The sequence below is a fragment of the Gordonia sp. G4 genome, from assembly GCF_057770005.1.
In genome coordinates, this window is sequence record NZ_CM173442.1 from 4,623,067 (window position 1) to 4,648,274 (window position 25,208).

The window sequence follows — 25,208 nt, forward strand, 5'->3', positions numbered from 1 at the left end:
CCTCCATGTTCTGTTCTCGTGCACCGGGCGGCGGGGATCTGTCGCACCGGTGCGACACGTGGGGACGGACACCGACTTTACCGAGCGGTGGTGTGGCTACCCTGGGTCGGGGACCGACTAACCCGGGCGGCATCCGTGCCGGCCGGGAACGATCAGGAAGCCAGGTGGATGGGCACACCACGACTGCTGTTGGTGCACGCGCACCCTGATGACGAATCCCTGTGGACCGGCGGCCTGATCGCGCGTCACACCGACGCCGGCGGCGAGGCGGACCTCGTCATGTGCACCTGGACCGACGGCACGATCAGGCACCGCGAACTCGCCGACGCGGTGAACATCCTCGGGATGCCCCGCCCGCCGATCATGCTCGGCTATGCCGACGACCGGCGACCGGAGTCGGCCCCCGATGCGGAGCGGTTGTGCGACGCGTCGTTCGACGAACAGGTCCGCGCACTGACCCACCACATCCGCGCCCTGCAACCGGACATCGTGATCACCTACGACTCGCTGGGCGTCTACGGTCACCCGGACCACGTCCATGCCCATCGGCTCGCGTGCGCGGCCGCGGATGCCGCGGCGTCGACGAAGCTCTATCACCGCGCCGGGCCGGCCTGGCGGGTCCGTTCGTTGTACTTCGCCACGATCCCGGAATGGATGATGGACATCCTCGCGGAGAGCCTCTTCGCGGACATCCCGCGGGCGCAGTTGCCCGGGACGCCGGAGTCCGAGATCGACGTGGTCGTCGACGTGTCGGATCTCGCGGCCCGGAAGCGGGCCGCGGTCACCGCCCACCGTTCGGAGATCCCTCGCAGCCGGGCCATCTCGGGCTTCATGACGTTGCCCGACGACGTCCAGGAGAAGCTGCTCGGCGTCGAGTGTTACCAGCGGCGAGACCTCGTCCCCGGTGGGTGCGACCTGTTCTAGGACGGTCGACGAGTTACCCCGCGCCCGCAAACCCACCCCTTTTCCAGATTCTCACCGCGCTCGGACCGGGTGGGTTTACGGAAAAGGGGTGGGTTTGCCGGAATCACTCCGTATCCCCGAACGGTGTCACCGCTGATCGCAGACCGCTGGCCCGCTGCACGCGTCGATCGACCGCCGCGGCGAGGACCTCTGGCGTCCCGACGATCCGCACGCGCTCGCGGGCTCGGGTGATGGCGGTGTAGAGCAGCTCCCGGGTGAGCAACTCCGACCCCGGGGGAGGAAGGATCACCGTGACCTGCCGGAACTGACTCCCCTGGCTACGGTGGATCGTCATCGCGTGGACCGACTCCACGTCGGCGAGTTGCGTCGGGTGCAGCAGTCGGACAGATCCGCCCCGCCGGAAGGCGACCCGGACGGCGTCGGCTCCCTGCTTTCGGCCGTCGGGGTCGGCGATCACGACACCGGTGTCACCGTTGAACGTCGACGTCTGACGATCATTGGCGGTGACCAGGATCGGCTGTCCCGGATACCATCCGGTGTGCTCCGCGCCTGCGGTACCGAGCCACTCGGTGATCCTGGCCGACCATCCGCGGACGCCCGACGACCCTTCACGGTGCGCGCACAACACACGGTGGGTGTCGAGGGCATCGAGGGCGGCTTCGGCATCGGCGTCGCGGGCAGCCGTTCGAAGGGCCCTACCCCACTCGACGACATCAGCACGCACGTCGTCGAGGTCATCGGCTGACACGAGCTCGACGTTCGGAACGTCATCCGCGGTCACGAGTCTCACCACCTCGTCGGCGTCGCCGGAATTCACGGCGGCGGCGACCCGAGAGATGCCACCGCCGAACCGGAACTGCCGCCGCAGGGTAATGACGCCGTCGGCGAGGCGATCCGTGTCGGCCGGGTCCAGGTCTTCGCCGGCCGGACCCACCGCTTCCAGCGCGGCCTGCGACGCCCTCACCGCAGCGTCCGAGTCCGCCTGCACCCCGATGACATCGGTCCGTTCGACGAGGTCGGCCAGCACCGCACCCGCCTCGACCGACGCGAGCTGATGCGGGTCACCGACGAAGATCACGCGCGCGTCGGGCCGGACCGCGTCGAGCAGCCGGCTCATCGCGGTCATCGACAGCATGGATGTCTCGTCGACGACGATCACATCGTGCGGCAATGTACGCCCGCGGCCATACCTCGGGTTGGCTCCCGGGCGCCAGCCGAGCAGCGAGTGCAGGGTGATGGCGTGCGCCGTGACCGGCACCGTCGACTCCGCCTCCACCGAGGCCTGCAACTGGGCGGCTGCCCGGCCGGTGGGCGCACACAGTCCGATCCGGAGGCCGGGGCCCTGCAGCGCGTCGAGTACGGCGAGAATGCGTGCGACGGTGTAGGTCTTGCCGGTGCCCGGACCGCCCGCCAGGACGGTCGTCCACCGGGTCGCGGCGACCGCGGCGGCGAGCTTCTGCAGCCGGCCGTCCTCCGGCGAGGTGTACACGGCGGCGATCGCGGCGCGCAGGGCGTCGGCGTCGACGGCCGGTGACGTCTGTGCGCGGCGGGCCAGCGTGTCCCGGATCGTCTGCTCCTGCCGGAAGTACTTCTGGAGATAGACCAGCGGCCCGTCGACGGACTGCCGTACGACCAACGGACGCAACGGACCCGCCTCGCTGCCGGCCACGAGCGGACTCTCCAGCAACGCGTGGAGCATCGCATCCGACGACGGGACCGTGAGATCCGGGCTGGTCTCGCCGGCCAGGTCACCCAACCGGTCCAGTGCCAGGCACGTCGAACCCAGCCGCACCGCGCGTACCGCGAGCGCGGCGCCGAGGCGCGCGGTCTCGGAGACCGGTTCGGCGCACATCGCCACGAGCCGATCGGTGATGTGCACGTCTGCCGCGGCCAGCACACCGGCCTCGTTCCACTCGGCGAGCACACCGGTGGCCCACTCAGTCACCTGCACATCGGAAGTGGACATCAGGATGCTCCCGCCAGCGCGTCGGACAGCGCGATGATCAGCTCTGCGGGCAGGTCCCACTCGAACACGCCGCAACCGGGCGGAGTATCCGGACCGGCCATTCCGCGTACGAAGTGGTACTGCACCGGACCGAGATGCCGGACCGGATCGTAATCCTGTACGCGCCATCGCAGATATCTGTGCAGCGCAACGGAATACAGCATCGCCTGCAGTGGGTAGTGGGCCGCGGTCATCTCGCCCGCCATCGCCTCGGTGTCGAAATCCTCGACGAGGAGGTCGCCCGGACGGATCCGGTTGGTCTTGTAGTCGACGACGACGTAACGCCCGTCCGGGGTGCGCAGCACCGAGTCGATGCTGCCCGTGAGGAACCCGCGGAGTTCTCGGGCGGGGAGTTCGCGCAGGTGATCGGCGTAGTCCCGCAGCGGATCCCCGCCGGGCAGATACCGGTCCAGGAGCTCGGCGAACCGCCCGGGGGTCGCCCCACCGCCGCCGGATGTGCGGTCGGCCGGTCCCAGCGGGAGCTCGAAGTCGAGCTCGGCGAGCCGATCGCCCGGTTCGACACCCCAGAGGTCGCCGAATCCGAGTGGGGTGGTGAGAACGCCCACCAGTGCGGTGACCAGCACATCGGCGTCGATGTCGGCCGGCAGGACCCCCAGGGCGCGTGAACAGAGCTCGCGCACATGGGCGTTGATGTCGGGCGCCGAGGTGTCGACATACTCGAGGACCTCGTGCACCAGGGTTCCGAACGCCGCACCGTAGGGCAGCCCGTTCATCAGCGACGGCGTTCCGGCCCGGTCGGCGTCCGGATTCGTCTCGTCGACCTCGGTCGGATCGGCGACCGGCTCGTCGGTCAGAATGTCCTCGGTCGGTTCGCTGCCGGTGGTGACGACCGGGCCGGCGGGCGCACCGGGTGCGCTGTGCGCGACGTCGGCGACGATGGCCGAGTACGACGTCCGACGCCATTCCTGATCGATGCCACGCCGAAACCGTGCCACCCCGAGGGTTGCGGCCTCCCCCTCGGACCGCGGCGGGGCCGCCACCGCGGCTGCCTCGATCCGGCCGGCGGGCTCGACAGAGATCGCCGCGTCGCGTTCGGCCAGGGCGCGAAGCTCGCTCACGCAGGTGGGGTCTTCGTCCGGAATGGGCACATCAGAGGCGACGGACCACACCGATTCGCCGGTCTCGGAAGGGATCCGCGTCGCGGTGCCGCGGCCGAAGATCAGGCGGTGCAGCGGCCCGCTCGTGGTGTTCATCGACGGCGCCCACCACGCGACGACCTGCGACTGCGCCCGCGTCAGGGCCACGTAGAGCAATCGGAGATCCTCACCGGCGGTCTCTTCCGCATAGCGTTTGCGCCGGGCCGCGCGTCCGGGGGCCTGCCCACCGCCGACATCGAGACGCCGCGTACCCGATTCGTCGTGGTAGGTGATGTTGCCGCGGTCGCCGATCCACGTCCCGTCCCAGCCGTAGGGAACGTAGACGATCGGGAACTGCAGCCCCTTGCTGGCGTGCACGGTCATGATCTGGACTGCCTGGGTGTCACGGTCGAGCCGGCGGCTCTGATCCTCGTACCGTTGCCGCGCGGACGTGTCCGCGATCCGCTCGGCCAGCCACTCCACGAGGGCGCTGAGTCCCGCCGAGGTCTCCACGACGTGCTTGTTGCACAGCGCGGACACCTGCAGCAGATCGGTGAGGATGCGTTCCCCGTTCTCGGTGGCCAGCACCCGAGCCGCGACCCCATGCGCGTCGAGGAGCCGCTGCGCCATCGCGGCGAACCCGCCTTGGACAAACACTCTTGCAAGCGAGGACATCTCGGCGCCGAGCTCGGCGATCGCCGGTTCACCCGCGGTCGCCACCTGCTCGGTCGACCAACCGAGGAGTGTCGTGAGTGCGGCCAGCCGCACCCGGTCGGCGCGGGAGGGCTGTTCGATGGCGCGCATCACCCACAACCAGTGCTGGGCCGCGGTCGTCGAGAACACGTTGACCCCCGAGCCGATGACCGAGTTGATGCCGCGCGCGGCCAGTTCGCGCTGCAACGGCTCGATGGTGCTGTTGAGCCGCACGAGGATCGCGATGTCGCCAGGGTCGACCAGGCGAGAGACTCCGTCGACCTCGAGCCGAGCCCTCTGGGCCAAGGTGTGCGCGATGTCGTCGGCGACGTCGACCGCGATCCGGGCGCGGACGTCCTTCACCGAGGGCAGGTTGTAGGAATTGCGGGTGGAGAAGTCGTTGCGCAGGAACGCACGGATCCGCAACGGTGGCCGGTCGTCCAGACGGCTCCCCGCGTGCGCAGCGGAGACGGGATGCACGACGATGCCCGGATGTCCCAGCGCGGCTTGGCCATACAGATGACCGAGGGCGTCGACCAGGGCGCCGTCGGATCGGCGGTTCACGTCGAGCGCCTGGAGGGTGTCGGCGGAGGACACCGCGGCGAGGTAGCTGAGGACCTCGGCACCGCGGAATCCGTAGATCGACTGTTTGGGATCGCCGACGAGGATGAGGCGGCGGTGTCCGTGGAAGCAGCGGCGCACGATCTCCCATTGCAGCGGATCGGTGTCCTGGAACTCGTCGACCAGGACGACGGTGAAGGTGTCGCGGATTCGGCGGCACGCGCGCTCGCCGACCACCGGGTCGGTCACGATCCGGTGCAGGATGGCCTGCAGGTCGTCGTAGGTCCGCACGCGCGCATCGCGTTTCCGGGTCTCGACGATGCGGCGGACCGCGGACGCGAAACTCACCCGGCGGGCGGCGACGGCGTCAGCCCCCGGCCCATCGGTCGACTCGGACTCGTCCGGCGCCAGCGCGACCGACGCCTGACGCACCGCGTCGCGGGCGATGGCGCGGGCCTCGGCGAAGTCGAACTCCGGTGTGTCACTGGCCCAGAATCCTCGCAGGTACAGGTCCAGAGCCACCTCTTCGGTGAGCTCGTCGACCTCTTCGACGATCGAGTAGACCAGTTCACGCTCACCGAGAAAGCCGAGCGCCTCCAGCATGCGGTTGCAGAACGTGTGGGTGGTCGCGATCGTCGACGCGTCGAAGTCGCTCAGGGCGCGGGCCAGATTGTGGCGGCGCGCGGCCACCTCGGCCGGAGATCCCTGCGCCAGCATCTGCAGCAACGCGTCGTGGTCGGGCACCGGTCCGGTCCGGCCGAGCCCGTCGAGCAACTCCCGCACGCGGTCTCGCATGCGTTCGCGCAGTTCGGCGGTCGCGGCCCGACTGAACGTCACGAGCAGCATCTCCGAGATGGGAACCCCCTCGGCGATGTGCCGGGCGGCGAGACCGACGATCGCGTAGGTCTTCCCGGTGCCCGCGCTCGCCTCCAGAACCGTGGTGTGGTCCGGCAGGTCGGCGGTGATGTCGAAGGTGGCCGGGCGTCTCATGTGCCCTCCCGGTGCTGATTGAGCGGCACCCACACGGTTCGAGCCAGGCCGGCGAACAGCGGCTCTCCCTCGGTCATGGCCAACTCGACACCGCCGATGGTTCGTTGCTCGGCTGCCGGGTCGTCGAGGAGGTCGTCGAACTCGACATCGGCCAGTACGTCTCCTCCGAAGGCTAGCTTCACGTAGGGGTCGTTGGCGGGACCGAACTTGTCGTCGAAGGTCCTGCGGGCATTGGCCAGCGAGAAGGTGCTCCGCCGGCCGGGACCGTCGTTCTCGACGAAAGTGCACGCCGGTTCCAACGGCAGCGGCAGCGGGCGACGCAGACCCTCGTCGCGCAGTCGGACGAGGTCGTGGAGCAGCGAGACCGGATCCTCGGGACGCCGGAGCCTGACGGTGCTGGTCCCACCGCCCCGTGCGGCACGCCCGACCAGGACCGCCGACTCGACCGGTCGGGCTTCGGGGTTGCCCTGAGTCGCCGCGGCGGCGACCGCGAGGAGCGTGATCCAGCCACTGAGTTGCTGTTTGGCCTTGAGTTTGGAATAGGTCGCCCGTACCACCGCGGCCGGTCCGGTGTCGCCGAACACGTCGCCGACCGTGCCATGCACCCGGCGTCCGTCGGGCAGGCGGACCAGGACGTCGAGGGTTCTGGGAGTCCCCGACCGCAACGGCTCGACGACGCCGTGCAAGCGGGTCACCGCCCGCGAGATCGCGCGGAGCTCGCGGGTACCGAACGCGAACGGCGGCAGGGTGCCGCGCCGGAGTTCGGCCGCTTCGCAGTCCGCGATCGACACCCCGGTCAGCATCCGGGACAGGAACCGATCGCCGATTCCCCACTTGTCCAGCGGTTCCAGTTCGACGTCGAGCTGGTCGTCGTGCGGCCGGTCGTCGTCGGGAATGCGGGCACCGAGTCGTTGCCGGACGAACGCGACGATCGGATCCACGTGGAAATCGATGAGCGTCGCGAGGTCGATGTCCTCGGTGTCGAAAGTGCGTTCCGGCGCGGGCAGTACCTCGTGCGCGGCAACCACCGGACGCTGCGACGGCTCGCGCAACGCCTCGGCGCCGGCGAGCATCGACGCATCGTGGCTGAACGGTCCCGGAATGCCCGGCACCCCACCGGGAGTGAAGTTCCGCGCATCGAACCCGTGCAGAGAGTGCCGACGGAGAACGCTGGTGCCGGTCAGGCCGGTGAGGGTGTCCGTGAGTTCGCTGACGACCACGGCGGGCGGGATCCGCCGGCCCGACACCGGATCGGCACCGCTGTAGAAAACCAGGAGTGCGTCCTGCGCCGCGCAGATCGCGTCGAGGAAACACTGCCGGTCCTCGTCCCGCGGGTTACGCTCCCCCACCAGCGGATCGACGCCGAGGACGTCGTCTCCGTCGATGCGCTGCACACGCGGGAAGACCTCCGCGTCCACACCGAGGAGCACGATCACCCGATGCGGCACCGAGCGCATGGGCACCATCGTGCAGACGGTGAGTTCTCCGGTGCGGAAGTTCGAGCGCGTCGGCCGGCCCGCGACCAGAGCCGCCAACAGGTCCCGCACGTCTGCCAGGCGCAGTACCTCCTCCGGCTCGACCGGCCGGGTGTCGCCGAAGGCCTCACTCAGCATCCGGATGGCCTGCGCGCGTTGCCAATCGTCGACGGGCTCGGTCGCCGTGAGAGAGGAGACGGCATCGATGAGCGTCTCCGCCCAGCGGTGCGCGGGCGCGGCTTCCCGCAGTTCGGCCAGCACGCGTCCGAGGCGGGAGAGGAACTCGTCGAACCGGCCGACGAGGTCGATCCCGGTGCTCTCGACGCCGGCCAGCGGGAGTGCGGTGCCGAGCCATTCATCGTCGGACTCCTCGGCGACGACGCCGAGGGAGATGCGATCCAGGCCGGCATCGAAGGTGCCCTGACGGAAGCGTTCGAGACCGTACCGGGCCCGTTCGGCGACGCCCAGACCCCAGCGGACATTGCTGTGCGCCAACCATTCCCGGATGAGGTCGAGGTCGTCGTCGGTCATCGCGAATCGTGTTCGTACCGGCGGGGCCCCGAGGAGGTCGACGACATCACCGGCGGTCACGCGTCCCGCGGCCAGCTCGACGACCCCGACGATCACGTCGAGGATCGGGTTGACGTGACGGATTCCGCGGTCGGCCAGCCGAACTCGGAGGTCGAAGGCCGGATGCGGCAGTCCCGCCTGACCGAACGCACCACGGATCAGGGGCGCGAAGGTCTCGACATCGGGACACATGATGAGGACGTCGCGCGGCTGCAGCTCGGGATCGTCGGCGAACAGATGCAACAACCGATCCCGCAGCACCTCGATCTGGCGCTCGGGTCCGTGACAGGCGTGCACCTCGACCGACCGGTCCGCGACTGCCGACGACGATGCGAGGCCACCGTGCGCGATGCCGACGGGGCCGGAATCACCTGAGGAGTCGGTGACGTCGGGCGCAGGGTCGAGGTCATCGCGGATCCCCGACTGGACCGCGTGTAGCGCCGAATCCGCGACCACCGGCTGCCGCGGCGGATGGTGGACGTCCCGATCCACGATCGGGGCAAGCCGCAACTGCAGTTCCTGTAGATCCCGGGAGAGGCCGGCCAGCAACGGGTTTCGCAGTTCGGGGAGCTCGCGTTCCCCGCGCCTCGGCGGAACCCCCTCGTGGGCATCGCGGTCGACGAGGGCTCCGAGTTCGTCCCACAGGCGCGGACTCGGATGCGGAACGAACAGGTGGACATCATGGTGGACGGCCGCGGCGGCGGCGATCTGACGGAACGACTCGGTGATCCGCGTCGGCCCGAACACCGACAGTCGTTCCGGCAACCCGCCGGCCGCGGGGTCGGCGCGGAGGCGATCGCAGACGGCGGCGAGATCCTCCGCGGGATGCGGTCGGCCGATCTCCTCGCGGACCGCACGCCAGAACGCCGGCTGCCAGGCGAGGTCATCCCGCAGTGGTCGACCGGCGCCGTCGAGGTCGTCACCGGCGGCCCAGTCGGCGATCAGGGACGGCCGCGACCGCCCGTACCGGTCGAACAGTTCGGCCAGATGCCGCGCAGTGGCGTAGCGGCGTCCGATCCGGGGCGAGGAGGCATCGCCGGCTCCGATGTGCCGCGCGATGACGTCCAGAGCGGGATCGTCGATCCGGTCGTCGAGGACGCGCAGCACCGGCCACGTCAGCTCGGTCGCGCGCCACGGGTCGTCCGGCGCCGTGAGCGAGGCGGCGGTGTTCAGACGGGTTCCGCCGAGCACCGCGGCGCCGATCGCGTCCGCCAGACGGGACGGCCCGGTGAAGTCGATGTTGGCGGCGATACCGTCGCCGCCGGCACCGGTCCCCAACCGCCGTGCCAGATGCTGGGCGAGCCACCGCTCGACCCCGGCGGCGGGGACCGACACGATCTCCGGACGCATCGGATCGTCCAGCGGATGCGTCAGGACGTCGGCCAGGGCGTCGGCCAGCGTGTCGGTGCGTTCGGCGCGGTGGAGGATCAGCATCGGAAGGGTGTGCCCGTCGGGCGCGGGCCGGTCAACCCGCGACGTCCGGCCGGGGTGTGTGGAACCGCACCGGTTCCCCGAGCCGTGCCGACAGAAGTCCCCGGGCGTCGTCGGGAATCGGGGTCGGTCGGCCGGTGTCCGGGTCGACGACGACCATCGTGGTCTCGGCGGTGGCGCACAACGTCCCGGACTGGTCGAACAGGCGCAGGGCCATGACGAACGACGACCGGCCGACGCGTCCGATGCACGTGCGGACGTGCACGGGGTCGGGCGAGTAGTGGACGGGAGCGGAGAACTCGATGTCGTGGCGGACGACGAGGAACGAGAACCGCCGCGGGCGGTCGGGCATCCATTCGATGAACGAACGCACGCGGCTCTCCTCGAAGATCCGGGAGATCTGCACGTTGTTGATGTGGTTGTTGATGTCCATGTCACCCCACCGCAGCGCAACCGGGACGTCGAGGTGATAGTCGGGCCCGGCAGAACCGGCTGCGTGCCCGTCGGGATCGAGGGCGTCGGGATCGAGGGCGTCTGGGTCGAGGGCCACGGCGCAGATCTTAGTGCGGGACACGCGTGCGGCGAACTGCCGGAGTCACCGACGGCCAGACCGTAGACTCACTCGCCGGGGGTCAGAACCACAGGCGAATCGGTGCGCGCACCCCCGGCGCGCGGTGAGGGGCTCGGGTGAACATCGACACGGTACGGGCTCGGCTGCGCCCGGTGTCCGCCGTCGATGTCGACGAGCTCGTGCACCTCGACAGTGATCCCGAGGTCATGCGCTATGTGAGCGGCGGTGCGGCCACCCCGCGCGCCGTGATCGAGGACTGGATGCTCCCCCGTGCCGAGACCGAGCGTCGCAAGTACGGCACCGGCACCTGGATTCTCTGCGACCCCGCCACGACCGCTTTCCTCGGCTGGATCTCGCTGCGCACCCCACGGCACAGCTGCCGGGCCGAACTCGAACTGAGCTACCGCCTCCGCCGCACGGTGTGGGGTCGCGGGCTGGCGACCGAGGCGGCGTTCGCCCTCGTCGCCTTCGCGTTCGACCACCTCGGGACCGAACGGGTCTTCGCCAGCACCGTCGCCCGCAACGCGTCGTCGCGGCGGGTGATGGAGAAACTGGGCATGACGCTCTGCGCGATCCACCTCTGCGACGATGCCGCCGACTCGGCCGACCTGCTGACCATCCACCCGGACCGGGACCGCTCCGAGGTCGAGTACGAGATCCTTCGCGCCGACTGGCAGCAGCGATCGCAGCGCTGGTCGTCGGCCGGCGGTCTCACCGCGTGAGCACAACACCCCTCTGGCCGCGCCCATCGGATCATCATTGACTACCGTTGAGAACATGCACGGTCGTACTCCGGCCCCGGCGCTGCACCGTCACCTCGGGTAGCGCCCCCACCCGGTCCGCCGAAGTCCCGCACGACCGTCGCCCAACGACGTAGAAGGAGATGTCTGGAGATGAGCAGCCCCGCCGTCCAGGCCCCCACTGGAGCAGCCACGACCCGCCGGAAAGTCGTCATCATCGGGTCCGGCTTCGGCGGATTGTTCGCCGCCCAGCGACTGGCCAAGGCCGATGTCGACGTGACGCTGATCGCCAAGACCACGCATCACCTGTTCCAGCCGATGCTCTACCAGGTGGCGACCGGCATCGTCGCCGAGGGCGAGATCGCGCCGGCCACCCGCGTCGTCCTGCGCAAGCAGAAGAACACCGCCGTGCTCATGGGCGACGTGTACGACATCGACCTGGATGCCAAGACCGTCACCTCCCGGTTGCTCGAACGGATCACGGTCACCCCGTACGACGACCTGATCGTGGCCGCCGGCGCCGACCAGTCCTACTTCGGCAACGACCACTTCGCCGAGTTCGCACCCGGCATGAAGACCATCGACCACGCCCTCGAGCTGCGCGGCCGCATCCTCGGCGCCTTCGAGCAGGCCGAGTTGTCCCACGACCCCGCCGAGCGCGCCAAGCTGCTGACCTTCGTGGTCGTCGGCGCCGGCCCCACCGGGGTCGAGCTGGCCGGGCAGATCGCCGAGATGAGCGACAAGACGCTCAAGGGCGCGTTCCGCAACATCGACCCGACCGAGGCCCGGGTGATCCTGCTCGACGCCGCACCGGCCGTCCTGCCGCCGTTCGGTCCGAAGCTCGGCGGCAAGGCCGCGGAGCGGCTCGAGCGGATGGGTGTCGAGATCCAGCTCAACGCGATGGTCGTCGACGTCGACTACGACGGTCTGGTCGTCAAGGAGAAGGACGGCACCACCCGCCGCATCGAATCACAGTGCAAGGTCTGGTCGGCCGGCGTGCAGGCCAGTCCGCTCGGACAGCAGCTCGCCGAACAGTCCGGCGTCGAACTCGACCGCGCCGGACGGGTGAAGGTCCTGCCGGATCTCACGATCCCCGGCCATCCCGAGGTGTTCGTGGTCGGCGACATGATGGCGGTCGACGGCGTGCCGGGCGTCGCACAGGGCGCGATCCAGGGCGGTCGCTACGCGGCCGACGCCATCAAGGCCGAGCTGAAGGGCCAGACCCCGGACCAGCGCAAGCCGTTCAGCTACTACGACAAGGGTTCGATGGCGACCATCTCGCGGTACTCCGCGGTGATGCAGGTCCCGATCCCGGGCATCAAGAAGACGTTCGAGACCGAGGGCTACTTCGCCTGGCTCGGCTGGCTCGCGCTGCACCTCGTGTATCTGGTCGGGTTCCGCAACCGGTTGAACACGCTGATCAACTGGTTCTTCGCGTTCACCACGCGCGGTCGATCGCAGCTCGCGGTGACCGAGCAGCAGGTGTATGCGCGAACCGCGATCGGCCAGCTGTCCGCCCTGGAGAAGGCCGGCACGACCTCGGAGTCAGAACCCGCGAAGACCGACGCCGGGACCGTGGACTCGGGTTCGACCGGCCCCGGGACCACCGGGTCGGTACCCACCGAGGGTAAAGACGCCGACGGCAACGAATCCGAGGCCGAGGCCAGCTGACCCTCCGCGGCCTGCTGACCGCGGAGGGCTACGGCGCCACGGCCAGTGCGTCGAGCTCGAGGTCGTCGGCCAGCCGGCGCGCAGCGCTGACCGACGCCCCTAGCGCACTGGTCAGGCTGGCACCACCGGCCAGCTGGAGGCGCGCGGCGAACTCGGTCGCGTGCACCACCCCCGGCCGATTGTCCGGGTAGCGGAAGACGCTGCTCGCCGCGCGGTGGCCGGCAGCTGCGGCCGGTGTGCCGTGACCCAGCCGCAGCCGATGCGCCAGCACCACCTCGCCGTCGGTGTCCACGCGCAGTCCCCCTGTCCAGGTGCCCGCCCGATCACGGTCGGCCAGCGTCGTGTCCGTCATCGTGGCCGCCCGGCCGATCTGCACGTGTTCGTGCAGATCGAGGGTGGCGCCGGACGCGAGACCGACCGCGATGTCGGAGTGGTGGACCGAGCCGCCGGCGACCACGGTCGGCTGCGGATCGACGCGCAGACGGCCGCCGTCGCCGACCAGGATCTCCCACCGGGCCGACGAGTCCACACGGTCGCGGGCCGGTAGTGCGATGGTCGCCGCGACGCTGCCCACCCGCAAATGCGCACCGGGTTCGACCTCGATGCGGACGACGATCTCGTCACCGCCCAGCGGCGTCGCGGCCGTACCGATGAGCTGCACGTGGCCGGGAGCGGTGACCCGCACGCCCAGTCCCCCGACCGCCCGGTGACGCACGCCGCGGTCGACCGTGGCGACGATGTCGACCTCGGTGCGCATGGTCACCCGGCGACGACCGGGGCCGCCAGCTGAGTCCGGACCCACGCCAGCACGTCGGTCGCCGCGGGATCCTCCGTCAGCGAGATCATCGCGGTCTGGCGGCCGTCACGGACCTTCGCCGCGTCGCGGCGCATGACCTCGAGGTCGGCGTTGACGCGTTCGGCCAGATCGATCTTGTTGATCACCAACAGGTCCGAGAACGTGACGCCGGGGCCGCCCTTGCGGGGGACCTTGTCGCCGCCGGCGACGTCGATGACGAAGATCTGGACGTCGATGAGCCCGGTCGAGAAGGTGGCGGTGAGGTTGTCGCCGCCGGACTCCACGAGGATCAGGTCCAGCGGCGGGTTGGCCTCGACGAGATCGTCGATGGCGTCGAGGTTGGCGGTGATGTCGTCGCGGATGGCGGTATGGGGGCATCCGCCGGTCTGGACGGCGGTGATCCGCTCGTCGGGCAGAACGGCGTTGCGGCGCAGGAAGTCGGCATCCTCGGTCGTGTAGATGTCGTTGGTCAGCACGGCCACCGACAGCTCGTCCCGGAGCTGTCGGCACAACGCGGCCACCAGCGCGGTCTTGCCGGACCCGACCGGGCCGCCGATGCCGATGCGCAGGGCCTCACCGGGTTCGCGCTTGCGGCGCGGCCGGTCGTGGTCGTGGGTGTGCGGCTGCCCGTCGATGAGATGCGGGGGCATGAGGACTCCTCTCGGTTCGCGACGTGCGGCTGCGCGAGGTCGCGGGATCAGGACATGAAGAGCGGCATCGGTTGCCGCTCATGACGTTCGGCGAATATGTCGAGGACCGGGTCGGACAGGTCCGCCAGACCGACCGCGGCCTCGGCGGCGACTCGTTCGCATTCGGCGCCGAGCTCGGCGATCATGATCGACACGTCGGCGGGGTCGAGTGCGAGCAACCGCTGACCGGCGGTCGCCGACCCGCTCATCGTGGTGTAGACGAGGATCAGCGCGGTGTGGAATCCCGACAGGGAGGACACCGCGCCGATGGACCCGCTGATGACCGGAAGGTGCGTCGACGGCCGGTGGGCCGACCAATCGGTGTCCGGCCACATCCGGCGTGCCAGCCGCACCATGCCGCGCCCTTGCGCCAGCGAGGCCTTCCGAGCGGCGGATGACGGTGTGCGGGCGTCGGTCTCACGTTGCGCGCGGGGCACCTCGAGTACGCCGTCGGCCACCGCGGCCGCCACCGAGGCCGCGACCAGACCGCTCGTGGTCACCCGGCGGTACAGAAAGGCCGCGAGATCGCCTGCGGTGCGGATGAATCCGTCGGCGATCGCCTGTTCGACACCGCCGGAGTGCACGTGCCCGCCCACCGGCAGCCGGGAATCCGCCAGCGCGAGCATCATCGCCAGCGGCGCGGAGGTGACCGTGGTCGTGTCGTCGGAACGCATCAGAACAGGAAATACCGTTGCGCCATGGGGAGTTCGGCGACTGGTTCGGACTCCCACACCTCACCGTCGACCGTCACGGTGAACGTGTCGGGATCGACCTCGATCGTCGGGCATGCGTCGTTGTTGATCATGTCGGCCTTGCCGACACCCCGGGTGTTCTTGACCGGGACCAGCCTGCGGTCGACCCCGATCCGGCCCGCGAGGTCTGCGTCGGCCCCCGGGGCCACGAAGCTCACCGACGTCGCGGCCGCGAGTTTCGGTGCGGCGCCGAACATCGGCCGCGGGAAAACGGGCTGCGGCGTGGGGATCGACGCGTTGGCGTCGCCCATCGCCGCCCAGGCGATGGCGCCGCCCTTGATGACCAGATCCGGCCGGATCCCGAAGAACGCGGGATCCCACAGCACCAGGTCGGCGAGCTTGCCGACCTCGACCGAACCGATCTCGTCGTCGAAGCCGTGCGCGCGCGCCGGGCAGATCGTGTACTTCGCGACGTAACGCCGTGCACGATTGTTGTCGGCCCGGCCGTCACCGGGAAGTGACCCGCGTTTGCGTTTCATGACATGCGCGGTCTGCCAGGTTCGCAGCACGACTTCGCCGATGCGGCCCATCGCCTGCGAATCCGACCCGATCATCGAGATGGCACCCAGGTCGTGCAGGAGGTCCTCGGCGGCGATCGTGGACGGACGGATCCGGCTCTCGGCGAAGGCGAGATCTTCCGGCACGGTCGGGTTGAGATGATGGCACACCATCAGCATGTCGAGATGCTCGTCGAGCGTGTTCACCGTGTGCGGGCGAGTCGGATTCGTCGAGGACGGAAGCACATTCGGATAGGCCGCGACCGTGATGATGTCCGGCGCGTGACCACCGCCCGCTCCCTCGGTGTGGTAGGCGTGGATGCCCCGGCCCGCGATCGCCCCGAGCGTGGTCTCCACGAATCCCGCCTCGTTCAGGGTGTCGGAGTGCAAGGCGACCTGGACGCCGGTCTCGTCGGCCACCCGCAAGCAGGCGTCGATGGCCGCGGGCGTACTGCCCCAGTCCTCGTGAAGCTTGAAACCCGATGCGCCCGCCCGGATCTGCTCGTGCATCGACTCGGCGCTGACGGTGTTGCCCTTGCCGAGGAGCGCGATGTTCATCGGCCAGTGATCGGTCGCGGCGAGAATCGATGCCAGGTGCCAGGCGCCGGGCGTCACGGTGGTCGCCTTGCTGCCCTCGGCCGGCCCCGTCCCGCCACCGACCACGGTCGTGATCCCGTTGCCCAGCGCCTCGTCCATGATCTGGGGACAGATGAAGTGCACGTGGCAGTCGATGGCGCCGGCGGTGACGATCTTGCCGTTGCCGGCGATGATCTCCGTCGATGGTCCGATGACCAGGTCCGGATGCACCCCGTCCATGGTGTCGGGGTTGCCCGCCTTACCCATCGCGACGATGCGGCCGTCCCGGATCCCGAGGTCGGCCTTGATGATTCCCCAGTGGTCGAGCACGACGACACCGGTGATGATCGTGTCGGGGGCACCGTCGGCGCGAGTCGCCCGGCTCTGTCCCATCGACTCGCGGATCACTTTGCCGCCGCCGAAGACCGCCTCGTCCCCGGCGCGCCCGGGCCCACCCGAGAGGTCGTCGGTGACCTCGATGAGCAGGTCGGTGTCGGCGAGCCGGATCAGATCGCCCGTGGTCGGGCCGAACAGTTGCGCGTAGCGGTCGCGTCCCAGGATGGCCATGCGTCACTCACTCTCGTCGCTGCGGACGGCGTCGACCGGACCGCAGGCACCGGGGGGATCGAGGGTGATCCCGTACACCTCCCGGGTGCCGCCGAGCGGGACGAGACCGACGGTCGTCTCGATACCCGGCTCGAACCGCACGGCCGTGCCGGCCGGGATGTCGAGCCGGCGGCCATGTGCGCGGACACGGTCGAAGACGAGTGCGTCGTTCGACTGCGGGAAGTGCACGTGACTGCCGACCTGCACGGGGCGGTCACCGGAGTTGACGACACGGAGCTCCACGGCGTCGACGCCCGCGTTGAGTTCGATGGTCCCCTCGACGGCGATGACCTCGCCCGGCACGATCGTCGATCGCGGGCCGGTGGAATGAGTACCCGGCATCTCGGTCCTCTCTGGAATGCTGCGGTTCGGTGAACGGGACGGGGTCCGGCAAGGACCGACCCGCCACTGGTCTCGATCGACGACTCTCAGGCGATCGGGTCGTGCACGGTCACCAGCTTGGTGCCGTCGGGAAAGGTCGCCTCCACCTGGACGTCGTGCAGCATCTCCGGCACACCGTCCATCACGTCGTCGCGCCGGAGCACCTCGCGTCCCGAGGTCATCAACTCGGCCACCGAACGGCCGTCGCGCGCGCCTTCGAGGACGTGGTCGGTGATCAGAGCCACCGATTCCGGGTGATTGAGCTTCAGACCTCGTGCCTGTCGCCGGCGGGCCAGTTCGGCCGCGTAAGAGATCAACAGCCGTTCTTGTTCATGCGGCGACAATCGCACCGGGAGCGCTCCTCGAAAGTGTTCGGCCGGACGGTCGTCTCGAATGGGTCCGGCCGGGCAGTACGAGTCATCCTGCCATGCCGGGGCGGGGTCGGCGCGCCGAGCCGCCCGGGGGTGACGCGGGCCTCAGCGGCCTACTTGACCTCGATGTTCTGCAGTCGCACCTGAGACTTGGCCAGCAGCGCGCCGTCCTGGTCGACCATGTCGACGGCCCACAACTGCTGACGTCGGCCCCGGTGGATCGGAGTCGACGTCGCGGTGACGGTGCCCGCGCGGACCGACCGGAGGAAGTCGGTGTTGTTGTTCACCCCGACGGCGGTCCCACCGATCCCGGAGTCCTGCAGCCACAGGAAGCCACTCATGCTCGCGACGCTCTCGCCGACCGCGCAGTAGACCCCGCCGTGCACGATCCCGAACGGTTGATGGTGACTCTCGGTGATCTCCATCGTGGCCACGATCCGGTCAGGACCCGCCTCGACGACTTCGAGGCCCAGGACGCCGTCGAGGCCCTTGCCGAATGAATCCCGGAGAACACCGTCCGCACTGTTCGCAGTCATGCCGTCAACAGTCGCATGCGGCTCCGTGCGTCGCGACAGCGGTCGGCTCGCGCCCAGGAGGCCGCCGGGAACACGGGACACACCCTCCGACGTTGTCCCCCGTAGATACCGGAAGGCCCCGCACCTCTGGGAGATGCGGGGCCTTCCGTGCCGTGGACCGGGGGTCTCTGCAGCCCTCAGGACTCTCGCGCGGTCCGACGTGACACTTAATGTAGGCTAGCCTTACCAACGTGTCAAGCGCCGGGGAAAAGGCCACGTCAACGGCGTGCCGCTCCGCAAGGGCGTCGCTCGGCACACCGGCACGCAACAACTGGGTATCCAGCGGACCCACAAACGGAGGCACAGCAGTAAAATGCGAAAGATGAATGGCCTGGGCGACCTCGAGCGCGCTGTGATGGACACGTTGTGGGAGAGTTCGACCCCGCAGACCGTGCGGCAGGTTCATGCCGCGCTGTCGCGGGACCGCTCCCTCGCCTACACGACCGTCATGACGGTCCTGCAGCGACTGGCGAAGAAGAATCTGGTGACCCAGATCCGGGACGACCGGGCACACAAGTACGTCCCCACCCATCCACGGGAGGACCTGGTCGCCAGCCTCATGGTCGACGCCCTCAGCGAGGCCGACGCCCCTGGCTCCCGACACGCGGCACTGGTGTCGTTCGTCGGACGCGTCGGCGCCGACGAGGCGGCTGCCCTCCGTTCCGCACTCGATGAGCTCGAAGCCGCACGAGGAACAAGCGACACCGGTTAGATTCGCGGCACCACCACTCGCAGCCCACATTTAGGAATCACCAGATGACCGCCTTGCTCTTCGGCATCGTCAGCCTGGTGCTCGCCGGACCCGTCCCCGAGGCACTGTCCCGGGCACGCTGGCCGATCCGAGCCCCACGCGCGGCGATGACGCTGTGGCAGGCCATTGCCCTCGCCGCCGTGCTGTCGGCGTTCAGCTGTGGCCTGGCGATCGCGGCGAACATCCTCGTGATCGGACCGGATGGCACCCCGACCACTCACCCGGTCCGCGAGATCGAACGGCTCGGCCTGCCGCTGTGGCTCCTCTGCGTCGGCGTCTTCGTCCTGACCCTCCTCGTCGGCGCGCGCCTGTTCTACACGGTGATCCGCGTCGGTGTACGCACCCGCGCCCGCCGGAAGGCGCACCGCCAGCTCATCGACATCCTCGACCGCTGCGACCGGATCGACGACGCCGACGACCCCCTCTATGCCCGCGACGTCCGGATGATCGACGTGGAGCAACCACTCGCCTACTGCCTGCCCGGACTCCGACAGCGCGTCGTGGTCAGCGAGGGCGTGGTGCACCGCCTCACCCGTGACGAACTGGTCGCGGTCATCGCCCACGAGCGCGCCCACCTGCGCGCTCGGCACGACCTCGTGCTCGAGGCCTTCATCGCCTTGCACGAGGCGTTCCCCCGATTCGTGCGGAGCAGTTCCGCGCTCGGCGCGGCCGAGTTGCTCGTCGAGGCACTGGCCGACGACCAGGCCGTCCGGGCGACCGCCCCGACCACCCTCGGTCGTGCCCTGGTCGCCTGTGCCGACGCGGTGGCGCCGCGCGGTGCGATGGCGGTCGGCGGGCCGACCACCCTGACGCGTGTCCATCGTCTCCGCGATGACCGTCCCGCCCGGGCCCTCGCCGCCGGCGCCTATGTCGCGGCGGCCGCGATCCTGGTCCTCCCGACCCTTGCGGTCGCGATCCCGTGGCTGACCGAGCTCAACCGCCTCATGTCGGCATTCTGACGACCCGACTCCCCGACAGCCGACTCCCGACAGCAATCGGACCGCGGTCACACGTGGAGGCAGATCGCCGGTTCGGACACCGAGGCAATAGGCTGTCGGCATGAACAACGTCGACTCATCGTCTCCCTCCGCGAAGGCCCAGATCGGTGTCACCGGCCTGGCCGTCATGGGTTCGAACATCGCACGCAACTTCGCCCGGCACGGGTACACCGTCGCGCTGCACAACCGCAGCATCGCCAAGACCGACGCGCTGCTCGAGAACCACGGCGGTGACGGTGATTTCATCCGCACCGAGACAGTCGCCGAGTTCGTGGCCGCCCTCGAGCGTCCGCGCCGGGTGCTGATCATGGTGAAGGCGGGCGACGCCACCGACGCGGTGATCGAAGAGCTCGCCGACGCGATGGAGCCCGGCGACATCATCATCGACGGCGGCAACGCCCTCTACACCGACACCATCCGGCGCGAGGCCGCGATGTCGGCCCGCGGACTCAACTTCGTCGGCGCCGGGATCTCCGGTGGCGAAGAGGGTGCGCTCAACGGCCCGTCGATCATGCCGGGCGGTCCCGTCGAGTCCTACGAGTCCCTCGGGCCGCTCCTCGAGTCGATCGCCGCCCAGGTCGACGGCGAGCCGTGCTGTACCCACATCGGCCCCGACGGCAGCGGCCACTTCGTCAAGATGGTGCACAACGGCATCGAGTACGCCGACATGCAGCTGATCGGCGAGGCCTACGACCTCATGCGCAAAGCCCTGGACATGCCTGTCTCGGAGATCGCCGACGTCTTCCGTGACTGGAACACCACCGAACTCGAGAGCTACCTGATCGAGATCACCGCGGAGGTCCTCAGCCAGGTCGACGACGAGACCGGCAAGCCGCTCGTGGATGTCATCGTCGACGCCGCGGGCCAGAAGGGCACCGGCCGCTGGACCGTGAAGTCCGCGCTCGATCTGGGCATCCCGACGACCGGCATCGCCGAGGCCGTGTTCGCCCGTGCCCTGTCGAGCGCCACCGACCAGCGCGTCGCCGCTCGCGGTCTGTCGGCGGGCAATCTCGGCTCGGCCCCCGCCGACCGCGAGACCTTCGTCAACGACATCAAGACCGCCCTGTACGCCTCGAAGGTCGTCGCCTACGCCCAGGGCTTCGATCAGATCGCCGCCGGCAGCGCCGAATACGGCTGGGACGTCGACCGCGGGGCACTGGCCACCATCTGGCGCGGCGGCTGCATCATCCGGGCGCAGTTCCTCAACCGCATCCGCGAGGCCTACCACGACGATCCGGCACTCCCGAGCCTGCTGCTCGCGCCGTACTTCCGCGAGGCCGTCGAGGTCGGCATCGACAGCTGGCGCCGGGTGGTTTCGACCGCGACCCTCCTCGGTATCCCGGTGCCGGCCTTCGCGTCGTCGCTGTCGTACTACGACGGTCTGCGCGCCGAACGCCTGCCCGCCGCACTGACCCAGGGCCTGCGCGACTACTTCGGCGCGCACACCTACCAGCGCATCGACAAAGAAGGCACGTTCCACACCCTGTGGAGCGGGGACCGCTCGGAAGTGACCGAATAGGAGCCTGCGAACTCAGTGCGATTCATCGAAGGCCACCGGCCGACACACGATCTGACGTACGACGATCTGTTCATCGTCCCGGGCAGGTCGGACGTCAGTTCGCGCTTCGACGTCGACTTGTCGACCTCAGACGGCAGCGGGACCACGATTCCGCTGGTCGTGGCGAACATGACGGCGGTCGCGGGCAAGCGGATGGCCGAGACGGTGGCCCGCCGCGGTGGGCTCGTGGTGCTCCCCCAGGACCTGCCCATCGAGGCGGTGTCCGCGTCCATCCAGTACGTGAAGTCGCGGCATCTGGTCGCCGACACCCCGGTCATCCTCGACCCGGGGGCGTCGGTGACCGACGCGGTCGCGTTGATCCCGAAGCGTGCGCACGGGGTGGCCGTCGTGGTCGAGGACGGCCGACCGGTGGGTGTCGTCACCGAGAAACGCTGCCGCGACGTCGACCGGTTCGCACGGGTGCGCGAGGTCGCCGACCCCGACATCGTGACGCTGCCCGTCGACACCCCGCCCCGCGAGGTCTTCGACGCACTCGGTGATCTGCACCTCGGCCTGGCCGTGCTCGTCGAACCCGACGGCCGGCTCGCCGGGGTCCTCAACCGCGTGGGGGCCCTGCGGCACGCGATCTACTCGCCGAACGTCGACTCCGCCGGCTCACTGCGCATCGCAGCGGCCGTCGGCATCAACGGCGATGTCGTGGGCAAGGCTCGCGCGCTGGTCGCGGCGGGTGCCGACCTGCTGGTCATCGACACCGCGCACGGTCACCAGGAGAAGATGCTCACCGCGCTCTCCGCGGTCGCCGACGCCGACCTCGGCGTCCCGATCGCCGCCGGAAACGTCGTGTCCGCCGAGGGCACCCTCGATCTCATCAGCGCGGGGGCATCGATCATCAAGGTCGGAGTCGGCCCGGGGGCGATGTGCACGACGCGGATGATGACCGGCGTCGGGCGCCCGCAGTTCTCGGCCGTCGCCGAATGCGCCTCGGTCGCCGCGGGGCACGGTGCGGCCGTGTGGGCCGACGGCGGCGTTCGACACCCGCGCGATGTGGCTCTGGCCTTGGCCGCCGGGGCGTCGAACGTCATGGTCGGCTCCTGGTTCGCCGGTACGCACGAATCGCCGGGTGACCTTCTCGAGGACGCGCAGGGCCCCTACAAGGTCAGCTTCGGGATGGCCTCGAAGCGGGCCGTCGCGGCGCGGTCCAGCGGCGACAGCACCTACGACCGCGCACGCAAGAGCCTGTTCGAGGAGGGCATCTCGAGTTCGCGGATCCGCCTCGACCCGGAGCGTCCCGGCGTCGAGGACCTGATCGATCACATCTGCGCCGGTGTGCGCAGCACGGCGACCTACACCGGCGCCCGAAATCTGCGCGAGCTGCACGACAAGGTGGTGCTGGGGATCCAGTCGCCCGCCGGTTTCGCCGAAGGACGGCCCCTGCCGGGCGGGTGGTGACGTGGAGATCCTGCTCCTGATCGCGAGTCTCGTCGGGTTCATCGCGCTGACCCTGGGAACCGCCCTGTTCGTGGCGGCCGAGTTCTCGCTGACCGCGCTGGAGCGTTCGACCATCACCGCCGACGTCGCCGATCGCGGGGACCGGCGTGCGCGGATGGTGCAGCGCGCGCACTCCACCCTCTCGTTCCAGCTCTCCGGCGCCCAGCTCGGTATCACCATCACGACGCTGATCACCGGCTACATCGCCGAACCGGTCCTCGCCCGGATCCTCCGGCCGCCGCTGGACGCACTGGGGGTCGGCGAGGCGGTCGCCTCGGCGACGTCGCTGATCCTCGCGCTGGTCATCGCGACGTCACTGTCGATGGTGCTCGGCGAGCTGATCCCGAAGAACCTGGCGATCTCGAAGCCGCTTGCGGTGGCACGAGCCACCGCGGGCCCGATGACCGTGTTCTCCGCGGTGTTCCGCTGGGCGATCGACGGACTCAACGGCGCGGCGAACTGGATCGTGCGCCGGCTGGGCATCGAACCGACCGACGAGCTGGCCTCGGCGCGGTCGCCTCAGGAACTCGTGTCGCTCGTGCGGAACTCGGCACGTCGCGGCGCTCTGGACGAGCAGACCGCAACCCTCGTCGACCGGTCACTGCGCTTCGGCGAGCTCACCGCGGAAGACCTGATGACCCCCCGCGTCACGATCGATTGTCTCGACCGCGCCGACACCGTCCGCGACCTGGTCATGGCATCGTCGCGGACCGGTCACTCGCGTTTCCCCGTCGTGATCGACGGCGACCTCGACGACCTCGTCGGGGTCGTGCACATCAAGCAGGCGTTCACCGTTCCGCCGGAACGGCAGGCCACCACGTCGGTCACCTCGATCGCCCGGCCGGTCCCACGCGTGCCGGCCAGCCTGGACGGCGACGCGCTGATGGAGCGGATCCGCGCCGACGGCATGGAACTGTGCGTGGTGATCGACGAATACGGGGGCACCGCAGGGATCGTCACCACCGAGGACCTCATCGAGGAGATCCTCGGCGATGTCACCGACGAGCACGACGACGAACGCGCCGACGTGGCCGTCGACGGCAACGGTTTCCTGTGCGCCGGGCTGTTGCGGATCGACGAGCTCTACGACGCCACCGGCTACCATGCGCCCGATGGTCCGTACGACACGCTGGGCGGGCTCGTCATGTACTGCCTGGGTCGCATTCCCGCCGTCGACGACGTGGTGGACCTGCCGCGCCGCTCACCCGGCGGCGAGACCGACGACGACACCAGCCAATCGCCTGATCGCGGCCCGGACGTCGCCTGGCGTGCGACCGTGACACAGATGGACGGGCGCCGGGTCGATGTCGTCGCCATCCGGCCCGCGCCCGCGGACCAGGACGACGTACAAGGGGCCGCCGGCCAGGACATCCACACGCCGACAACTCAGGAGGAGGACCCACATGGGTGATCTGTGGGCGGTCGGACTGACCGTCGTCCTCCTCGCCGGCAACGCGTTCTTCGTGGGTGCCGAGTTCTCCCTGATCTCGGCACGACGCGACCGCCTCGAAGCACTCGCCGAGAGCGGTAAGACCCGTGCGCGCACCGTGATCTACGCCGGCCAGCGGCTGTCGCTCATGTTGGCGGGTGCACAACTCGGCATCACGATCTGCTCCATCCTGCTCGGCCGCGTCGGCGAGCCCGCGGTCGCGCATCTCATCGAGGCGCCGCTGCATCTCGCGCACGTTCCCGACGCCCTGCTGCACCCCATCTCGTTCGCCATCGCGCTGTCGCTCGTCGTGGTGTTGCACATCCTGCTGGGTGAGATGGTGCCGAAGAACATCGCGCTCGCCGGGCCGGAGACGTCGGCGATGCTGCTCGTGCCGGCGCACCTGCTGTTCATCCGCCTGGTCCGGCCGCTGATCGCCTTCTACAACTGGACGGCGAACATCTCGCTGCGACTGCTCCGCGTGGAGCCGAAGGACGAACTGGAGTCGACGGTGTCGCTGGGCGAGCTGGCCGAGATGGTCGGCGAGTCCAAGCAGGAGGGCCTCCTCGATGCCGAGGAGCACGAACGCCTCACCCGCGCCCTGCAATCCGTCGGCCGCACGGTATCCGAGGTGATGATCCCGCTGGAACAGATGCGTAGTGTCGGCGTGCAGGTGTCCGGTACCGGCGGCATCGGGCCCACGCTGGGCGCCGTGGAGAAGGCGGTCACCGAGACCGGATTCTCCCGGTTCCCCGTCCGCGGGCCCGACGGCACCTTCACCGGTTACCTGCACCTCAAGGACGTGCTCGACGAGATCCTGGACGAGCACATCGGATCGGACACCATCATCGGCGTCGACAAGATCCGGCCGCTGCCGGTGATCGATTCGACCACGCCACTCGACGAGGCCACCGGCGTGCTGCGTCGTTCCAGTTCGCACCTGGGCGCCGTGGTCGACGACAGCGGCCGCACCATCGGCATCGTTCCCCTCGCCGATCTGGTGGAGGAATTCGTCGGCAACGTTCGCGACGAGACCCATCGGGTGTGAGTGC

The 25,208-nt window shown here is 69.5% G+C and carries 20 protein-coding genes; 9 read left to right on the top strand and 11 right to left on the bottom strand.

Annotation, left to right across the window (positions count from 1 at the left end):
- Nucleotides 1-168: 168 nt before the first annotated feature.
- Complete coding sequence (locus tag AC3B5T_RS21040; RefSeq protein ID WP_055475408.1) at nt 169-924, top strand: PIG-L family deacetylase; 756 nt, start codon at nt 169-171, stop codon at nt 922-924.
- A gap of 103 nt (nt 925-1,027) precedes the next feature.
- Here the strand turns inward: AC3B5T_RS21040 and recD are convergent, their stop codons facing one another.
- The 4 genes from recD to AC3B5T_RS21060 are packed head-to-tail and all read right to left on the bottom strand — an operon-like array spanning nt 1,028 to nt 10,296.
- Nucleotides 1,028-2,890 (bottom strand): exodeoxyribonuclease V subunit alpha, encoded by a 1,863-nt coding sequence (gene recD / locus AC3B5T_RS21045; protein ID WP_055475407.1) that lies wholly within the window; start codon nt 2,888-2,890, stop codon nt 1,028-1,030.
- A complete protein-coding gene (locus tag AC3B5T_RS21050; protein ID WP_055475406.1) occupies nt 2,890-6,270 on the bottom strand; it encodes a UvrD-helicase domain-containing protein in 3,381 nt (1,126 codons plus the stop codon). Before AC3B5T_RS21050 ends, recD begins: the two co-directional genes overlap by 1 nt.
- Nucleotides 6,267-9,749, bottom strand: coding sequence for an exodeoxyribonuclease V subunit gamma (gene recC, locus AC3B5T_RS21055; RefSeq protein WP_055475405.1), 3,483 nt, complete (start codon nt 9,747-9,749; stop codon nt 6,267-6,269). The genes AC3B5T_RS21050 and recC overlap by 4 nt, the downstream gene beginning before the upstream one ends.
- Nucleotides 9,750-9,780: 31 nt before the next feature.
- Nucleotides 9,781-10,296, bottom strand: a complete 516-nt coding sequence (locus AC3B5T_RS21060; protein ID WP_055475404.1) for an acyl-CoA thioesterase — start codon at nt 10,294-10,296, stop codon at nt 9,781-9,783.
- A 137-nt stretch (nt 10,297-10,433) separates the two neighbouring features.
- Here AC3B5T_RS21060 and AC3B5T_RS21065 point away from each other — a divergent pair, with 137 nt between their 5' ends.
- Both AC3B5T_RS21065 and AC3B5T_RS21070 read left to right on the top strand, forming a co-directional pair.
- On the top strand, nt 10,434-11,039 hold the full coding sequence (locus AC3B5T_RS21065) for a GNAT family N-acetyltransferase (protein WP_010843827.1): 606 nt from the start codon (nt 10,434-10,436) through the stop codon (nt 11,037-11,039).
- A 171-nt stretch (nt 11,040-11,210) separates the two neighbouring features.
- Nucleotides 11,211-12,728, top strand: a complete 1,518-nt coding sequence (locus tag AC3B5T_RS21070) for an NAD(P)/FAD-dependent oxidoreductase (RefSeq protein WP_014926973.1) — start codon at nt 11,211-11,213, stop codon at nt 12,726-12,728.
- 28 nt (nt 12,729-12,756) lie between these two features.
- Here the strand turns inward: AC3B5T_RS21070 and AC3B5T_RS21075 are convergent, their stop codons facing one another.
- From AC3B5T_RS21075 to AC3B5T_RS21105, 7 genes are all read right to left on the bottom strand, one after another.
- Nucleotides 12,757-13,485 (bottom strand): urease accessory protein UreD, encoded by a 729-nt coding sequence (locus AC3B5T_RS21075; RefSeq protein WP_055475403.1) that lies wholly within the window; start codon nt 13,483-13,485, stop codon nt 12,757-12,759.
- Between the two features lie 2 nt (nt 13,486-13,487).
- On the bottom strand, nt 13,488-14,174 hold the full coding sequence (gene ureG / locus AC3B5T_RS21080; protein ID WP_010843824.1) for an urease accessory protein UreG: 687 nt from the start codon (nt 14,172-14,174) through the stop codon (nt 13,488-13,490).
- A 47-nt stretch (nt 14,175-14,221) separates the two neighbouring features.
- The gene (locus tag AC3B5T_RS21085; RefSeq protein ID WP_055475402.1) at nt 14,222-14,887 is read right to left on the bottom strand and encodes an urease accessory protein UreF; all 666 of its coding nucleotides are present in this window, start codon (nt 14,885-14,887) and stop codon (nt 14,222-14,224) included.
- Nucleotides 14,887-16,605 (bottom strand): urease subunit alpha, encoded by a 1,719-nt coding sequence (locus AC3B5T_RS21090; RefSeq protein ID WP_010843822.1) that lies wholly within the window; start codon nt 16,603-16,605, stop codon nt 14,887-14,889. Before AC3B5T_RS21090 ends, AC3B5T_RS21085 begins: the two co-directional genes overlap by 1 nt.
- Before the next feature lie 3 nt (nt 16,606-16,608).
- Complete coding sequence (locus AC3B5T_RS21095; RefSeq protein ID WP_055475401.1) at nt 16,609-16,986, bottom strand: urease subunit beta; 378 nt, start codon at nt 16,984-16,986, stop codon at nt 16,609-16,611.
- A gap of 86 nt (nt 16,987-17,072) precedes the next feature.
- The gene (locus tag AC3B5T_RS21100; RefSeq protein WP_004022149.1) at nt 17,073-17,375 is read right to left on the bottom strand and encodes an urease subunit gamma; all 303 of its coding nucleotides are present in this window, start codon (nt 17,373-17,375) and stop codon (nt 17,073-17,075) included.
- A gap of 134 nt (nt 17,376-17,509) precedes the next feature.
- Nucleotides 17,510-17,932 (bottom strand): PaaI family thioesterase, encoded by a 423-nt coding sequence (locus tag AC3B5T_RS21105; RefSeq protein WP_010843820.1) that lies wholly within the window; start codon nt 17,930-17,932, stop codon nt 17,510-17,512.
- Between the two features lie 352 nt (nt 17,933-18,284).
- Between AC3B5T_RS21105 and AC3B5T_RS21110 the strand changes: the two genes are divergently transcribed.
- From AC3B5T_RS21110 to AC3B5T_RS21135, 6 genes are all read left to right on the top strand, one after another.
- On the top strand, nt 18,285-18,683 hold the full coding sequence (locus tag AC3B5T_RS21110) for a BlaI/MecI/CopY family transcriptional regulator (RefSeq protein WP_010843819.1): 399 nt from the start codon (nt 18,285-18,287) through the stop codon (nt 18,681-18,683).
- A gap of 44 nt (nt 18,684-18,727) precedes the next feature.
- Nucleotides 18,728-19,681 (top strand): M56 family metallopeptidase, encoded by a 954-nt coding sequence (locus tag AC3B5T_RS21115; RefSeq protein WP_055475400.1) that lies wholly within the window; start codon nt 18,728-18,730, stop codon nt 19,679-19,681.
- A 100-nt stretch (nt 19,682-19,781) separates the two neighbouring features.
- On the top strand, nt 19,782-21,239 hold the full coding sequence (gene gndA / locus AC3B5T_RS21120) for an NADP-dependent phosphogluconate dehydrogenase (protein ID WP_010843817.1): 1,458 nt from the start codon (nt 19,782-19,784) through the stop codon (nt 21,237-21,239).
- Between the two features lie 15 nt (nt 21,240-21,254).
- On the top strand, nt 21,255-22,688 hold the full coding sequence (guaB1, locus tag AC3B5T_RS21125; RefSeq protein ID WP_055475399.1) for a GMP reductase: 1,434 nt from the start codon (nt 21,255-21,257) through the stop codon (nt 22,686-22,688).
- Nucleotide 22,689: 1 nt separating this feature from the next.
- Entirely contained in the window at nt 22,690-24,138 is a 1,449-nt protein-coding gene (locus tag AC3B5T_RS21130; RefSeq protein ID WP_055475398.1) for a hemolysin family protein, read from the top strand.
- On the top strand, nt 24,131-25,204 hold the full coding sequence (locus AC3B5T_RS21135) for a hemolysin family protein (RefSeq protein WP_055475397.1): 1,074 nt from the start codon (nt 24,131-24,133) through the stop codon (nt 25,202-25,204). The genes AC3B5T_RS21130 and AC3B5T_RS21135 overlap by 8 nt, the downstream gene beginning before the upstream one ends.
- Nucleotides 25,205-25,208: the final 4 nt, after the last annotated feature.

What these genes read in the sequence shown, in the direction of transcription:
- AC3B5T_RS21040 (WP_055475408.1), top strand. Translation starts at nt 169, where the DNA reads ATGGGCACACCACGACTGCTGTTGGTGCACGCGCACCCTGATGACGAA.
- recD (WP_055475407.1), bottom strand. Translation starts at nt 2,890, where the DNA reads ATGTCCACTTCCGATGTGCAGGTGACTGAGTGGGCCACCGGTGTGCTC.
- AC3B5T_RS21050 (WP_055475406.1), bottom strand. Translation starts at nt 6,270, where the DNA reads ATGAGACGCCCGGCCACCTTCGACATCACCGCCGACCTGCCGGACCAC.
- recC (WP_055475405.1), bottom strand. Translation starts at nt 9,749, where the DNA reads ATGCTGATCCTCCACCGCGCCGAACGCACCGACACGCTGGCCGACGCC.
- AC3B5T_RS21070 (WP_014926973.1), top strand. Translation starts at nt 11,211, where the DNA reads ATGAGCAGCCCCGCCGTCCAGGCCCCCACTGGAGCAGCCACGACCCGC.
- AC3B5T_RS21075 (WP_055475403.1), bottom strand. Translation starts at nt 13,485, where the DNA reads ATGCGCACCGAGGTCGACATCGTCGCCACGGTCGACCGCGGCGTGCGT.
- ureG (WP_010843824.1), bottom strand. Translation starts at nt 14,174, where the DNA reads ATGCCCCCGCATCTCATCGACGGGCAGCCGCACACCCACGACCACGAC.
- AC3B5T_RS21085 (WP_055475402.1), bottom strand. Translation starts at nt 14,887, where the DNA reads ATGCGTTCCGACGACACGACCACGGTCACCTCCGCGCCGCTGGCGATG.
- AC3B5T_RS21090 (WP_010843822.1), bottom strand. Translation starts at nt 16,605, where the DNA reads ATGGCCATCCTGGGACGCGACCGCTACGCGCAACTGTTCGGCCCGACC.
- AC3B5T_RS21095 (WP_055475401.1), bottom strand. Translation starts at nt 16,986, where the DNA reads ATGCCGGGTACTCATTCCACCGGCCCGCGATCGACGATCGTGCCGGGC.
- AC3B5T_RS21105 (WP_010843820.1), bottom strand. Translation starts at nt 17,932, where the DNA reads ATGACTGCGAACAGTGCGGACGGTGTTCTCCGGGATTCATTCGGCAAG.
- AC3B5T_RS21110 (WP_010843819.1), top strand. Translation starts at nt 18,285, where the DNA reads ATGCGAAAGATGAATGGCCTGGGCGACCTCGAGCGCGCTGTGATGGAC.
- AC3B5T_RS21115 (WP_055475400.1), top strand. Translation starts at nt 18,728, where the DNA reads ATGACCGCCTTGCTCTTCGGCATCGTCAGCCTGGTGCTCGCCGGACCC.
- gndA (WP_010843817.1), top strand. Translation starts at nt 19,782, where the DNA reads ATGAACAACGTCGACTCATCGTCTCCCTCCGCGAAGGCCCAGATCGGT.
- AC3B5T_RS21135 (WP_055475397.1), top strand. Translation starts at nt 24,131, where the DNA reads ATGGGTGATCTGTGGGCGGTCGGACTGACCGTCGTCCTCCTCGCCGGC.